Origin of the sequence: Glutamicibacter sp. FBE19 (assembly GCF_015524875.1) — a bacterium.
Taxonomy (GTDB): Bacteria; Actinomycetota; Actinomycetes; order Actinomycetales; family Micrococcaceae; genus Glutamicibacter; species Glutamicibacter halophytocola.
In genome coordinates, this window is record NZ_JACKQN010000013.1 from 51634 (window position 1) to 64363 (window position 12730).

Annotated in this window: 13 protein-coding genes; 6 read left to right on the plus strand and 7 right to left on the minus strand. The window is 58.0% G+C overall.

Features of this window, described 5'->3' with window-relative positions; all coding sequences use genetic code 11:
- Window positions 1–35: 35 nt before the first annotated feature.
- The gene (locus H6F58_RS16605; protein ID WP_060701727.1) at window positions 36–314 is read right to left on the minus strand and encodes a mycoredoxin; all 279 of its coding nucleotides are present in this window, start codon (window positions 312–314) and stop codon (window positions 36–38) included.
- A 125-nt stretch (window positions 315–439) separates the two neighbouring features.
- Here H6F58_RS16605 and H6F58_RS16610 point away from each other — a divergent pair, with 125 nt between their 5' ends.
- On the plus strand, window positions 440–1168 hold the full coding sequence (locus H6F58_RS16610) for an SOS response-associated peptidase (protein WP_084793198.1): 729 nt from the start codon (window positions 440–442) through the stop codon (window positions 1166–1168).
- Here H6F58_RS16610 and H6F58_RS16615 read toward each other — a convergent pair.
- The 5 genes from H6F58_RS16615 to H6F58_RS16635 form a co-directional block, all read right to left on the minus strand.
- The gene (locus H6F58_RS16615; protein ID WP_171919768.1) at window positions 1165–1677 is read right to left on the minus strand and encodes a hypothetical protein; all 513 of its coding nucleotides are present in this window, start codon (window positions 1675–1677) and stop codon (window positions 1165–1167) included. The two genes, H6F58_RS16610 and H6F58_RS16615, sit on opposite strands and share 4 nt — an antisense overlap.
- Window positions 1678–1791: 114 nt before the next feature.
- On the minus strand, window positions 1792–2421 hold the full coding sequence (locus H6F58_RS16620; protein ID WP_060701724.1) for an MBL fold metallo-hydrolase: 630 nt from the start codon (window positions 2419–2421) through the stop codon (window positions 1792–1794).
- Complete coding sequence (locus H6F58_RS16625) at window positions 2421–3506, minus strand: S-(hydroxymethyl)mycothiol dehydrogenase (RefSeq protein ID WP_171919767.1); 1086 nt, start codon at window positions 3504–3506, stop codon at window positions 2421–2423. The genes H6F58_RS16620 and H6F58_RS16625 overlap by 1 nt, the downstream gene beginning before the upstream one ends.
- A 691-nt stretch (window positions 3507–4197) precedes the next feature.
- Window positions 4198–4884: a cation transporter gene (locus tag H6F58_RS16630; protein ID WP_060701722.1), complete on the minus strand. Its 687-nt coding sequence runs from the start codon at window positions 4882–4884 to the stop codon at window positions 4198–4200.
- Window positions 4881–5240 carry a metalloregulator ArsR/SmtB family transcription factor gene (locus tag H6F58_RS16635; RefSeq protein ID WP_195182187.1) on the minus strand — a complete coding sequence of 120 codons (360 nt, stop codon included), beginning with the start codon at window positions 5238–5240 and terminating at the stop codon, window positions 4881–4883. Before H6F58_RS16635 ends, H6F58_RS16630 begins: the two co-directional genes overlap by 4 nt.
- A gap of 169 nt (window positions 5241–5409) precedes the next feature.
- Here H6F58_RS16635 and H6F58_RS16640 point away from each other — a divergent pair, with 169 nt between their 5' ends.
- From H6F58_RS16640 to H6F58_RS16650, 3 genes are all read left to right on the plus strand, one after another.
- Window positions 5410–6036 (plus strand): hypothetical protein, encoded by a 627-nt coding sequence (locus H6F58_RS16640; protein WP_195182188.1) that lies wholly within the window; start codon window positions 5410–5412, stop codon window positions 6034–6036.
- 435 nt (window positions 6037–6471) lie between these two features.
- The gene (locus tag H6F58_RS16645) at window positions 6472–6987 is read left to right on the plus strand and encodes a DUF2127 domain-containing protein (RefSeq protein ID WP_280521062.1); all 516 of its coding nucleotides are present in this window, start codon (window positions 6472–6474) and stop codon (window positions 6985–6987) included.
- A 355-nt stretch (window positions 6988–7342) separates the two neighbouring features.
- Window positions 7343–7927 carry a hypothetical protein gene (locus tag H6F58_RS16650; RefSeq protein ID WP_195182190.1) on the plus strand — a complete coding sequence of 195 codons (585 nt, stop codon included), beginning with the start codon at window positions 7343–7345 and terminating at the stop codon, window positions 7925–7927.
- A 62-nt stretch (window positions 7928–7989) separates the two neighbouring features.
- Here H6F58_RS16650 and H6F58_RS16655 read toward each other — a convergent pair whose 3' ends face one another.
- Window positions 7990–8292 (minus strand): hypothetical protein, encoded by a 303-nt coding sequence (locus tag H6F58_RS16655; protein WP_146275207.1) that lies wholly within the window; start codon window positions 8290–8292, stop codon window positions 7990–7992.
- A gap of 635 nt (window positions 8293–8927) precedes the next feature.
- Here H6F58_RS16655 and H6F58_RS16660 point away from each other — a divergent pair.
- Window positions 8928–9236 carry a DUF6504 family protein gene (locus H6F58_RS16660; protein WP_206693780.1) on the plus strand — a complete coding sequence of 103 codons (309 nt, stop codon included), beginning with the start codon at window positions 8928–8930 and terminating at the stop codon, window positions 9234–9236.
- A 36-nt stretch (window positions 9237–9272) separates the two neighbouring features.
- Window positions 9273–12728 (plus strand): DNA polymerase III subunit alpha, encoded by a 3456-nt coding sequence (gene dnaE / locus H6F58_RS16665; protein ID WP_195182191.1) that lies wholly within the window; start codon window positions 9273–9275, stop codon window positions 12726–12728.
- The last annotated feature ends 2 nt before the right edge of the window (window positions 12729–12730 follow it).

Sequence of the window (12730 nt, forward strand, 5' to 3'; positions counted from 1 at the left end):
TGATTTTTTCAGGCACCGATTTCTGGTTTTAATTCCTAGGCGCCGACGCGCTCGACGACTTCTTCAATCCGGGGATTAGTGGCCGCGGTGCCGTCCGGGAAGATCAAGGTCGGGACGGTCTGGTTGCCGTTGTTGAACGACTCGACGATCTCTGCGGTGCCCTCGACTTCCTCAATGTTGACTTCGGTGTAGGCCACGCCCTTCTGATCCATGAGGCGCTTGAGGTTGCGGCAGTAACCGCACCAGCTGGTGGTAAACATGGTGACCCCGCCAGTGGCAGGAACGTACTGGTCAAGGTTCAATTCGTTGCTCATGCTAGATGTAACGGCACCGCTGTCCGCTTTGTTCCCGGCTGGGGCAGAAAACTTCGCTGATTTCTTCCATTCCGGTAGCTAGACTGGTGAACAGATTTCCCTGTGCCGGTGCAAAGGAGCGGATGATGTGCGGACGGTATGTGATGGCCAAGGCGATCGGCGATTTGGTGGCAGAAGCCGAAGCCGAAGCGGATGCCAATCTGGAGCTGCGCCAGTCTTGGAACGTCGCCCCGACCACCGATGTGCCCATTGTGCTCGAGCGGCTGATTGACGATCAGCTGCACCGCCAGATCCACGTGGCCCGCTGGGGCCTGGTGCCCGGGTGGGCGAAGGAACTCTCGGTGGGCGTGCGCGCCTTCAACGCGCGCAGCGAAACCGCCAGCAGCAAGCCGACCTTCCGCGCCGCGGTGAAGAAGCGCCGCGCGGTGGTGCCGGTGGAAGGCTACTACGAGTGGAAGAAGGAAGGCAGCAAGAAGCGCCCCTTCTTCGTGCACCGGGAGGACGGGAAGCTGATCTTCTTTGCCGGGCTCTATGAGTGGTGGAAGGACGAGGATGGCAGCTGGATCCTTTCAACCTCGATCATGACCATGGATTCCCCGTCGGCGGAGGAACCCGGGGTGCTGGGGGAATTGGCCGGCCTGCACGATCGCCTGCCGATTCCGCTGGACCATCAGATGATGGGCCGCTGGATGAACCCGGCCGAGGAAGATGGCGAAGGGCTGATCGAGCAGATCCGTGCCCAGGCTTTTGATGTCGCCTCCGCATGGACCATGCACGAGGTTGATACCGCGGTGGGCAACGTGCGCAATAATTCGCCGCAGCTGATCGAAGAGCACAGCAACTCGCTGTTCTAGTCGCTGGCAGCTGATCCGGTGAGCGCGGAACTGTGCCGCAATCCCAGGTAGCTGGCGGCCAGGAAAGTTCCGGCGGCTATCCCCAGTTTGCCCAGGACCAGGGTTGCGCTGGCCGGATGGAATTCTGATTTGCTCAACGGCGCATAGGCAAACCAGCCAAAGGTCCGGACCTGGTTGTAGTCCCATATCATCGCTGCCACGCCTGCTGCCGCCAGCAGCAGTCCTGCAACCAGGAACCAGGCTTTGAAGGGAGCGAGCTGGCGAAGCAGCGATCCGGCGGCAACGCCTAGCGCGCCAACGCCGAGCAATGCCAGAACCCAGCCGATGATTTCGGCGGGACCCGGGCCAATGTAGAACCCAGAGCCAGCTTCCAGCGGTTCATAGGATCCGATGTAGAGAATGACTTCTTGCTGGCTATCCCACCAGAGCACGGCGATGCCGGCAATTAAGAGCATTGCGGCGGCAATGAGCAATGGAAACACGGGTTTGCGGCGTTTAAGTGCAGGCATGGGATTAATCTTGCCACGCCAGCACTGCTGAAACACTGATTCTCTGTCAGAAGAAATTAAAGCGCAGGGGCAGTCGACCGCCATGGCCGACTGCCCCTGCCCTGCAGCACGCTGCTAGTGCCCGCGCTTGATCCATTCCTCCAGGTTCGGCGCCTCGGCGCCGATGGTGGTGGCATCGCCGTGGCCGGTGTTGACTACGGTCTGCTCGGGCAGGACCAGCAGCTTGCCGCGGATCGACTCGATGATCGTCTCGAAGCTCGAATAGCTGCGGCCGGTAGCCCCAGGGCCGCCGTTAAACAGCGTGTCGCCACTGAACAGCACACCCAGGTCTTCTGCGTAGAAGCAGGTGGAGCCAGGCGAATGCCCGGGGGTGTGCATCGCGGTGAGCGTCGTGCCAGCGATGGTGAAGGTGTCCCCATCGCTGATTTCCGCGTCCACGTCGCGCTCGGGATAAACAGCTTCCCAGAGCATGCGATCCTCCGGGTTGAGGAACAGCGGTGCATCGACAATGTCCGAGAATTCGCCGGCTGCGCGGATGTGGTCATCATGTCCGTGAGTGAGCAGAACTGCCATCACCTCGCGTTCGCCGACGGCTTCCTGGATCTTCTCGATATCGTGGGCCGGGTCGATGACCATCACTTCCGAATCGTCGCCGATGATCCAGACGTTGTTGTCCACGTCCCAGGTGCCGCCATCCAGGGAAAAGGTGCCGGAAGTGACGACGTTCTCGATACGTGCGGACATCAGAGTTCCACCACCGAGCGCAGTACGGTTCCTTCATGCATCTTGGCGAAGGCTTCTTCGATCTGGTCAATGGTGATGCGCTCGGTCACGAAGGAGTCCAGGTCCAGGCGGCCCAGCTTGTACTGCTCGACAAGCATTGGGAAGTCGTGGCTTGGCAGGCAATCGCCGTACCAGGAGCTCTTCAGCGATCCGCCGCGGCCGAATACATCGAGCAACGGCAGCTCCAGCTTCATCTGCGGGGTGGGCACGCCCACCAGTACGACGCGGCCGGCAAGGTCGCGGGCGTAGAACGCCTGCTTGTAGGTTTCCGGGCGGCCCACTGCGTCGATGACCACGTCGGCGCCGAAGCCGCCGGTTAGTTCCTGGATTGCTTCGACGGCATCGACCTTGGAGGAATCCACGGTGTGGGTGGCGCCGAACTTCTTGGCGCCTTCCAGCTTGTCTGCGTTGACGTCCACCGCGATGATGGTGGTCGCGCCGGCCAGCTGCGCGCCGGCAATCGCTGCCGCGCCCACGCCGCCGCAGCCGATGACGGCCACGGATTCTCCGCGCTTGACCTCGCCGGTGTTGATGGCAGCTCCGATGCCAGCCATGACACCACAGCCGAGCAGGCCTACGGCAGCTGGATCGGCGTCCTCATCCACGATGGTGCACTGGCCGGAGTGGACCAGGGTCTTTTCGGCAAAGGAGCCAATGCCCAAAGCAGGGGAAAGCTCGGTGCCATCTTCGAGGGTCATCTTCTGGGTGGCATTGAAGGTGTTGAAGCAGTACTTCGGCTGGCCCTTGGCGCAAGCGCGGCACTGGCCGCAGACTGCGCGCCAGTTCAGGATGACGCGGTCGCCGACCTTGACGTTGGTGACGTTCTCGCCGATCTGGCTGACCACTGCGGTGGACTCGTGGCCCAGCAGGTAGGGGTACTCGTCGCCGATTCCACCGAGCTTGTAGTGCAGGTCGGTGTGGCAGACGCCAGTGGTGAGCACGTCAACGACTACTTCTCCGGGACCTGGGTCCGGAACGACGATGTCGACGACCTCTACCGGCGCGTCCTTGACGCGGGAAATAACGGCTTTGACCTTATGAGGCATGGGATTTAACTCCTGGAACGATGGACTGTTGCTGTCTCGATGCTATCGGTGCGTTGGATGCGAATCGAGCATTGGGCCGATCATGACCCGGAAGTTTCGCGCAGAGCCTATGCGAACGGGCAATTGCTCAGCCCTCATCCGGTTCTTTTGCCGTGGTGCGCAAGATTCCTGCATCCTGTGCACGAGTTTGTACGGAAAGCGGCGCTTGGATTGGGAGCCAGGGTGCACGCGCCGCATTGATGCAGCGCCATAGGGGAGCGAAAGCGATATCCGCCAGAACTTATGTCGGGGTGGCGCGTTCCTGGAGGCGGGTGAGGAGCACAGCAAGCGTGCCCCATAAGGCGCCATAAACCAGTTGGCTGGCAGTCCTTCAAGTTGCCAAGCAGCAGCAGCTGGAAAGGTCCTGCCTCAAGGCGACCGGGAGGCGAATAATGCAGGGATGTTTCGAGGCGGGCCTTGCCCCCATGCAGTCTTGTCATCCCTCGCAACATGACGGAACTGCCTAGTCGTGCCCTCGGTTTCTGTACTCCATGCAGCAAGATGCCGTTGGCCGGCGAGGGCCAAGAAGAGCAGTGACTGCACTTGCATGGGGTTTTAATGCAGCAGGTCATTTGATCGTGGCGGCATTGCCGATTCAACGCCTGGTTAACCGAGGGTCAGCAGTTTCTTCATGAACGCAAACCCTCTTGCCTTATTTGGAATCGCAACATGGATCCTTGCAACTGTCAGGGCTAGTTTCCCCCGTCAATACCGCGACGGGGGTAGTGCAGCACGTATCCCCGCGCCAAGCTTGGATGCCTTCGCGCACTGCTACAAATGCAATTGCTAGCGCGGCCACCGAATCGGCCCACGCCCAACCCAACAGGCTGTTGAGCAGCAAACCGGCCAGCAGAGCCGCCGACAGGTAAGAGCAAATGAGAGTTTGTTTCGAATCGGCGATTGCCGAGGCCGACCCCAGCTCACGGCCTGTTCGACGTTCAAGCAAGCTCAGAAAAGGCATGACCGCTAAACTCACTGCGGCCAGGATGATCCCCGCAATGGAGTGCTCTGGTTCCCTGATGCCAGTCAGGGAAAGCGCCGCGTCAACAGAAACATAGGCAGCTAATGCGAAGAACGAGATAGCGATAACTCGCAGGGCTGTTTTTTCTCGCCTCTCGGGATCGGGTGCGGCGAACTGCCAAGCGATGGCGGCAGCTGAGAGCACTTCAACAATCGAGTCAAGTCCAAAGCCGACTAGCGCGGCTGATGATGCCACGCCGCCAGCGATGAGGGCAATCACCGCTTCGATAACGTTCCAGGTGATAGTGATTGCAACGATCACGCGAATGCGCCGTTGCAGAACATTTCGGCGCGCTGGAGTTAGAAGTGCCAGGTTCATGGATTTTCCTTTGGGGTGCAGCAACCTGGAACAGTGCAAGAAACATCAATGCACGGCACGCTGTTGTCAACCGCGAGCGTCACGTCAACCAAGGCAATCAACGCGGCAGCCAAATGAGGATCAGCAATTTCATAACGTGTTTGCCGTCCCTCGACTTCAGAGGCGACAATTCCGCACCCGCGTAGGCACGCCAGATGATTCGAAACATTCGTGCGTGTCAGTCCAAGATCGCGGGCTAGCTGGGCAGGATAGCCCGGTTTCTCCAGTAAGGACAGGAGGATGCGGGAACGCGTGGAATCAGCCAGTGCCCGCCCTAGGCGGTTCATCACGTCCACGCGATTTGGAATGGTCAGCATGTAATGACTATACACTGGGTGATGACTATATGCCCGGCACCTAAACCACAACCAGTCCTACGTTGTCATGTGCAGGTACGTGGCGACGAAGTAGAGCTTGAGTAGCAATGACAAAGCTTCCTACGACCTTGCTACTAGGATCTCGAGTATAGAAAGGCTGGCGAGCGCAATGAAGCGAATCAATTATCGGCTGGCTGTCGAGTGCTTCTTTCTAGCTGCTGCGCCGTCTGTGGCAGCGTGCAGCTCTGGCGGAGTGACTGCGGCAGATCCTGGATCGCTGCCTGTTGCAGAGAAGCATGGCTCTTTTGCGGTGGATGTCGAAAAACCGGCAGCAACTGTTGGCGACGCGGACTATGTCTTTGTCGGCAAGGTTGAATCCAAGGTTGGTACTACGTACAAAGACCCGGTGGCCATTGAGACTGAAAATGGCACCAAAGAAATTGCAGATCCGTATACCGATTACAAGATTAAAGTGCTGCGCAATATCAAGGGCGAACTTGTTTCCGATAGAGCAATCCCCGTCCAGAAGTCCGGTGGTGTCGATAAGGAACAGAAGTACGTGGTTCTTTACGAGGACGATGTTCTCCCCGAAGTCGGTTCGACCTACGTGTTCCTCGCGTATGCGCAGGAAGATGGGTCATTGCTGGTATCTGGCCTGAATTCATCCCTTGAGATCGAGACAGGAACCGAGATGGAACTGGGTAAATCCAAAGTAGTGCAGGCTTACGGGGAGGCAATGAAGAACCAGGAGAAAACCGACCGTACGAGATTTCGCTCGAATTTTGACGCGTCATGATAGTGAAGCGTAGAGCCGATTTTTACTAGTTTGATCTCATGTCGCTAAACGCGTGCTTGTTAAACCATCTGTTTCGCTCTGTAGGCGATCAGGTTGCGGCACAGATAGAAAACCTGGCGAATCGAGAGGTGGCCATGGCAATAAAGCCATGGCCACGTTGTCTATGCGTAGGTGAAATTCCCCTATATGTGTATCGAAAACGATCGATATTGGCCGATCGTAAAGAGGTGCCCCATACCTTCGGCAGGGCGTTGAGCAGCGGAACGCACTACATGAATTTTGCCCTTCCGCCTTCCTCCACCTGAGCCCCCGAAGAGTTTGTAGTGTACGTTCAAATCAGGACGTAACAGCGGTTTCTTCTCTCCGTTGAAAGTAGGGTTAGCTCATCGGTGGAGGAAACTCGCAGGGGATGAGAATGAAAGTGGGCGACGGTCTATGGATACTTCCGGGCGTTCGGTTCAGATTCGTCACCGACGCTTGCTTGATCGCACCTTTTATGTGGGCCTAATCCTTAAAGGACTCAATGGCTTGGCAGAGCTGATCAGCGGAACGGCGCTTTTATTCACTGGACCCGCCAAGATTGCATCATGGATTAGCGTCCTAACCCAACACGAGCTCAGCGAAGATCCCCAGGACTTCATCGCTCGATCATTGGTCAACTTGTCTGAACGACTGGATGTTTCAGCGACACTATTTGCCGCCTTTTATTTGCTGATTCATGGGCTGGTAAAAGTGGTGCTTGTGTGGGCCGTGCTCAAAAACCGGTTATGGGCCTACCCCTGGCTTATCGGCTTCCTAATAGTGTTCATCCTCTATCAGACCTATGAACTGATCGTTAACTTTAGCTGGGTGTTACTGGCTCTCACAGTCTTTGATGTTGTGATTGTTCTGCTGACCTGGCGCGAGTACCAATTGCATCGACTGCCAGGCCTCCAGAATCAGAACGAATGATGCTGTTCGTGCAATGGCTAAACGAAACTGAATTCTAGAACCGAAATCGACCGATATTGAAAAGGCCTCTAACCAGGAATCTCAGTTCTCTAGCAGCCCACTGGCATTCTCGAAAGTCTTCTATTACTTTCATCTTCTACAGTTGATCGCACAACACACTCGTGCGATCAACAACTCCACCAATCCAAGGGTTTAAAAAATGTATTTAACATCCCGAAACAGGTAGTTCAATTATTTTCACTCAAGATATATTTAGAGATACTACTCATCAAGACGATCAGTAGACAGATTGAGGAATTCTTTGAAAAAGTCTACTTCGCTTATTCTCGGTGTATTACTACTAGGCAGCTCACTGGTGAGCGCGCCTGCTAATGCGGCGCAGACGGAGACAGAAAATTTTGTAGAAACACAGACCACTCCAGCCTACGCAGTAGGAAAAAGTGGAGAACGATTCTATTTTGAAAACGTTGCACAAAAGCCAGGGGTTGCGCAACCCGCAGCGTATTGGTCACCATGTGGCGTTTTCGATAAGAACGAAAAACTCGTCAGGACTTTCAACCGGCAAGCGGTCAAAGGAGTCTCAGGACGTAAAGCCTATCTGCGTTGCGGTACAAACAAAGTCATCAATGGCGACAATACAGGTTGGGGCTATCGGCATATTAAAGCTGGCCACATGAATGATTGGAACAACCAGGCCGTGTACTTGGGGGTAAACTGGAGGGAATTTGCCGATTGGGCAACCAATGAAGCATTAAACTGGCCATGCCTGAAGAAATATCAGAGCAGCAATAAAACCGTCCGCTACGGTGGAGTTTATGAACTGCGAGATTCCCGTGACCGCATCTTCAAAAGAGTCGGCGTCACAACGGCAGTCTCGACCACAAATTCTCGTCTCATCACATCTCATCCGGATAACGTGCGTCGAGCCTGCGGTAAATAATAAGATTTCAATGGGTCACTGACTACAAGAATGGCTATGGCGTATTTACGCCATAGCCATTCTTAGTCTTCTGCCTCTATTCTCAGGCTTGCTCCGTACATGGTTCCTCGTGAACCAGTGAAAGTATGAAGTGCTGTTATCAATCGTGAGAATGCGTATTGCTCGCCACCAGTAAAACCTCGCGGCATTTTAATCCCGTTCAAGCTGGCAAGCTCTTTTTCTGTGACCCTCCATTTGATGATCGCGAGCCCGTTGTCGTCAAAATTTGGGTATTCAATGTAGATCCCCCAAGGTGTTATGCGAGCTTCGTAACCATATTCATTCACCAGGTAATCTACATAATTTTGGCGTTTGAAAGTCTCCATAGTCCAATCCTAACGACAACACGTAAACATTTTTATGGGTACACACAAAATAACCGTTTTATGGTTGCTGGCTCTTCTGTGGCTGGGTTAGCTTACCGCATACTATCGAGCTCGCGGCAATGAGTATCAGGCCTTCGTTTGCTCGATCCGATAGCGCCTAAGCCATTGGGCTCATCCGGCTTTCCCGCCCGCAGGTATCTTTTTCTCCATGGTTTGTCTCTCTCGGCTGCTCACAACCAACGTGTTTTGAGCATTCTTGCCTGCGATCACCCAGGCGAGTTCGAGTGCCAGCTCACTAGCTCCGGCTTGCTTCCAGAACTGCTTCCATTTGGTGATTCGAGGAACTGGACTGGCTATTTTGCTTGATGCGGAATGCCTCACGGCGGTCACAGGGCCGGAAGGTACTAGGGGCAATGGTGGTCTTTTATAGTTGCCAGCGCCTTAGGCCCATTGGCCTGGCGATGGGAATTGCGACCAGCTTCGAGGTCAACGGAACTCCCTTTGCGCTCGGCGCAGCTTTTCGTGAAGCGGTGCCCGGCTAGCCCAAACTGTCGGTGCGTCTGACTAGTGTAACTGTCATTCGAACACGTGTTCGAATAGGATGGTTCTACTAAGTAAGGAGTGCACACGTGGGGATGTTCACCGAGTCAATCGAGGTTGCCCGCGCAGCGAACGGAATGCCTTTGCGCGTGAGCTGGCAGGGGCAGGACTACCGCCTGGCTGCCGAGCCTCAGCGCTGGTTCGAGCGCCGCAAATGGTGGGACGAAAACCTGCGGATTCCTCGCGGAATCGGCGCAGGAATCGCTGACTATGAGATGTGGCGACTGCAACTGGTTGCGGTGCGCGGACCCCAGCAGGTGCACAGCGTTGACGTCAGTTTTGACGCGCAAACCGAACGCTGGCGACTGGTGCGTGTGCATGAGTCCCTGGCTCGCAGCGCCTAAGCTACAGACGGGGGAACATATATTCGAAGGACCGCAATGAGCTTCACCCATTTGAACGTCAGTTCTTCCTATAGCGCCCACTACGGGGTGTCGCACCCGCGCGCCTTGGCCCAGGCAGCCAAAGCCCACGGTGCGCAGATGCTGGCACTCACTGACCGTGACGGGCTGTATGGAGCAGTCAAGCACGTCGCCGCCTGCATGGCAGAAGGGCTGGCACCCATCCTCGGCGCCAACCTCGCGGTGCTCGACTCTGCCGGCGAAACCCTCGCAAGAATCACCGTGCTGGCTCGAGGCGGTTGCGCAGGAGCTGGCTACGCAGCGTTATGCCGAACGATTACCCTCGCGCACAGCACCGCGCACGGCGTTCCGGGACTGAGCACCAGTCAGGTTGGGGAACTGGGCCGCGAAGGCAACCTGATGATCCTGATCGGTGGCGAGTCCGATGTAGCCAGGGCAATCCTCAAGGGAAAATACGCCCAGGCACGCACCCTCATGGCCGACTGGAAAAAGCGGGTGGGGAAGATGCTGCGAGTGGAAATCACCACCTACCTCTCTGCGCATGGTTCACGCTACAGCCTCGGCGAAGCCGCCCGCTTGCTGCGCTACGCCCAAGAGCGGGGGATTAAGTCCGTGCTCACCAATGCCGTGCGCTATGTGGACCCCGACGGGGCGGTCACCGCAGATATCATTGACTCCGCACGCACCCTGCACAGCTTGAAAAACCTGGATTCCTGCCAGCCCAATGGGCAGGGCTGGCTGAAAACCCCGCAGCAGATGCAGCAGCTTGCCACCGAAATCGGCAACGCCACCGAGCGGATCTGGGCCCATCAGATGCTGCGCGATACCGAGCAGCTCGCCGCGTGGGCGGCACTGGATCCCGTCGCAGACCTCGGGTGGAAGAAGCCGGTGATCCCCGAGGCAAAAATCATCGGACTCTATCGCCCAGCCCAGCAGGAACTAACCGAACGCGTCTTCGCAGCGGTCCCGCGCCTGCTGCCTGACACCGACCGGAACCTGATCGAGAAGCAGCTGGACCTCGAGCTGGGGGTGATCGACCGGCTGGACTTCGCCGGATACTTCCTGACCGTTGCCGAAACCGTCAAGCTGATCACTGACATGGGGGTGCGTGTTGCGGCCCGCGGTTCGGGCGCCTCCTCGCTGGTGAACTACCTGCTGGGCATCAGCCAGGTGAACCCGCTAGCCCATGACCTGGTGTTCGAGCGCTTCCTTTCGGATACCCGAACCACCCTGCCCGATATCGACATCGACGTGGAATCCGCGCGCCGCCACGAGATCTACCGCAAGATCTTCTCCACCTACGGAGAGGAGCGCGTGAGCCTGATGAGCATGCAGAACGCCTACCGGGCTCGCGGCGCAGTGCGCGATGCCGGATCCGCACTGGGCATCGAACAAGAGCAAATTGACGAAATCGCCAAGCAGCTCTGGCGCTTCTCCGCATCCTCCTTCCGCGAAGCGCTCACCGAGAAGCCCGAACTGGCCGCCTTGGCCGAGCGCATCACCGATGACACCCAGCTCGATATCCTCATCGACGCCACCGAGCGCCTGGACCGGCTGCCCCGGCATATCTCCATGCATCCCTGCGGGGTGATCCTCTCCGACGCGAGCCTGCTGGACCGCACCCCGGTCCAGCCCTCGGGCATCGGGCTGCAGATGAGCCAATTCGACAAGCACGACATGGACCTGATGGGCTTGATCAAGCTCGACGTGCTCGGGGTGCGCATGCAATCAGCCATCGCCTACACGCTCGAGGAGATCGCCCGCCTGCACCCGAGCAAAGAGCAGGCAGCTCGCGCCGGCGGGCATGCCGACGACAGCTACATCGACGCCACCGGAGTGATCGACCTGGCCAGGGTGCCGCTGGATGACGAACCCACCTTCGAATTGATCCGCTCCACCCATACGCTGGGCTGCTTCCAGATCGAATCCCCGGGGCAGCGCGAACTGGTCGGCAAGCTCGCGCCCCGCGAATTCAACGACCTGATTATTGACATCTCCCTGTTCCGCCCGGGTCCCATGCAATCGAATATGGTCAAGCCCTACCTGGAACACCGCCACGGATTCGCCCCGGCCCAATACCTGCACCCGAAGCTGATTCCCGCGCTCGCCGAAACCCACGGGGTCACCGTCTTCCACGAACAGGTGCTGCGCATGCTCGATGTGCTCACCGGTTGCGGGCTGGGGATGGCCGATGTCTACCGTCGGCTGCTGGGCAACCCGGAGAAGGAACCAGCAGTGGAACGCTATGTGCGCACCGAGGCGGTGAAGAACGGCTTCACCCCCGAAGTGATCGATAAAGTCTGGGAAGTATTATCCGGCTTTGGATCCTTTGGATTCTGCAAGGCCCACGGGGCTGCCTTTGCCGTACCCACCTACCATTCGGCCTGGCTCAAAGCCCATCACCCCGAGGCCTTCCTCGCCGGGATCTGGGAACACGACCCGGGCATGTATCCCAAGCGGCTGCTGGTCTCCGAGGCGCGCAGAATGGGCGTTCCCATCCTCCCGCTGGATATCAACCGCTCCACGGGGCACTATCGAGTCGAACGAGTTTTCGAATCTGCTCCTTCGAAGCTCCCAGTGGTGCCCCGCGCACCCAGCTCGCTGCGCCCAGGACGCTATGGAATCCGCCTGGCCTTCCGCGATATCCACCAGATGAGCGAACGCGAAGTCGAACGCCTGGTTGCCGGCCAGCCCTATGAGCACCTGGCCGATGTCCGAGCTCGCGCAGGACTCTCGCGCCGCACCTACCAGAATCTTGCAGCCCTCGGAGTCTTCGATTCCCTGCTTGCAGGAACCTCCCGTGCCGACACCATCGCCCATACCCAATCCATGGCGCATAGCTCCCTTCCGGCCAAATACCGTCCGGGACCCGGACAGCTGGCACTGGACCTCGGGAAAATCGAACACATCAAAGCCAACGGAGTACAGCTGGATCCAGCCGAAGTAGTGCGCACCGAACTGGACCTGATGCACTTGGACGCCAGCGAGCACCTGATCTCCTCCTACCGGCAACGCCTGGCGCACTTGCCCATGACACAAGCAGCCGAGCTGCTGCACTTGCGCAACGGAACCGAAGTGCTGGTCGCCGGGGTACGCGTGGCCACACAGACCCCTCCCATGCGCGGAGGCAAGCGCGTGGTCTTCATTTCCGTGGATGACGGCACCGGCTGCATCGACGCCACCTTCTTCGACGACACGCAGCAACGCACCGGGCCGCTGCTCTTCTCCACCCGCATGCTGCTCATCCACGGGGTCACCCGGCGCACCGGGCCACGCGGCATCTCCCTGCAAGCGCTCAACGCCTGGGACCTGCATCAGCCAGAAACGCTGCCTGCGGCCGGATACCTCGACGAGCTCACCCGGCCGCAACCCAGCTATCGGCCAAAACTCGCCGAGGGAGCACGCAAGAGCGAAAGCCTTGGAGAACTCGCCAAGCGCATGGAAGCCGAAGGGCTGGACCAGCGCGGAGCCTGACC

Bases quoted from the DNA above. Each gene is read 5' to 3' on its own strand.
- H6F58_RS16660 (WP_206693780.1), top strand. From the start codon at position 8,928: ATGTTCACCGAGTCAATCGAGGTTGCCCGCGCAGCGAACGGAATGCCT.
- H6F58_RS16645 (WP_280521062.1), top strand. From the start codon at position 6,472: ATGGATACTTCCGGGCGTTCGGTTCAGATTCGTCACCGACGCTTGCTT.
- H6F58_RS16635 (WP_195182187.1), bottom strand. From the start codon at position 5,240: ATGCTGACCATTCCAAATCGCGTGGACGTGATGAACCGCCTAGGGCGG.
- H6F58_RS16615 (WP_171919768.1), bottom strand. From the start codon at position 1,677: ATGCCTGCACTTAAACGCCGCAAACCCGTGTTTCCATTGCTCATTGCC.
- H6F58_RS16610 (WP_084793198.1), top strand. From the start codon at position 440: ATGTGCGGACGGTATGTGATGGCCAAGGCGATCGGCGATTTGGTGGCA.
- H6F58_RS16630 (WP_060701722.1), bottom strand. From the start codon at position 4,884: ATGAACCTGGCACTTCTAACTCCAGCGCGCCGAAATGTTCTGCAACGG.
- H6F58_RS16620 (WP_060701724.1), bottom strand. From the start codon at position 2,421: ATGTCCGCACGTATCGAGAACGTCGTCACTTCCGGCACCTTTTCCCTG.
- H6F58_RS16655 (WP_146275207.1), bottom strand. From the start codon at position 8,292: ATGGAGACTTTCAAACGCCAAAATTATGTAGATTACCTGGTGAATGAA.
- H6F58_RS16625 (WP_171919767.1), bottom strand. From the start codon at position 3,506: ATGCCTCATAAGGTCAAAGCCGTTATTTCCCGCGTCAAGGACGCGCCG.
- dnaE (WP_195182191.1), top strand. From the start codon at position 9,273: ATGAGCTTCACCCATTTGAACGTCAGTTCTTCCTATAGCGCCCACTAC.
- H6F58_RS16605 (WP_060701727.1), bottom strand. From the start codon at position 314: ATGAGCAACGAATTGAACCTTGACCAGTACGTTCCTGCCACTGGCGGG.
- H6F58_RS16640 (WP_195182188.1), top strand. From the start codon at position 5,410: ATGAAGCGAATCAATTATCGGCTGGCTGTCGAGTGCTTCTTTCTAGCT.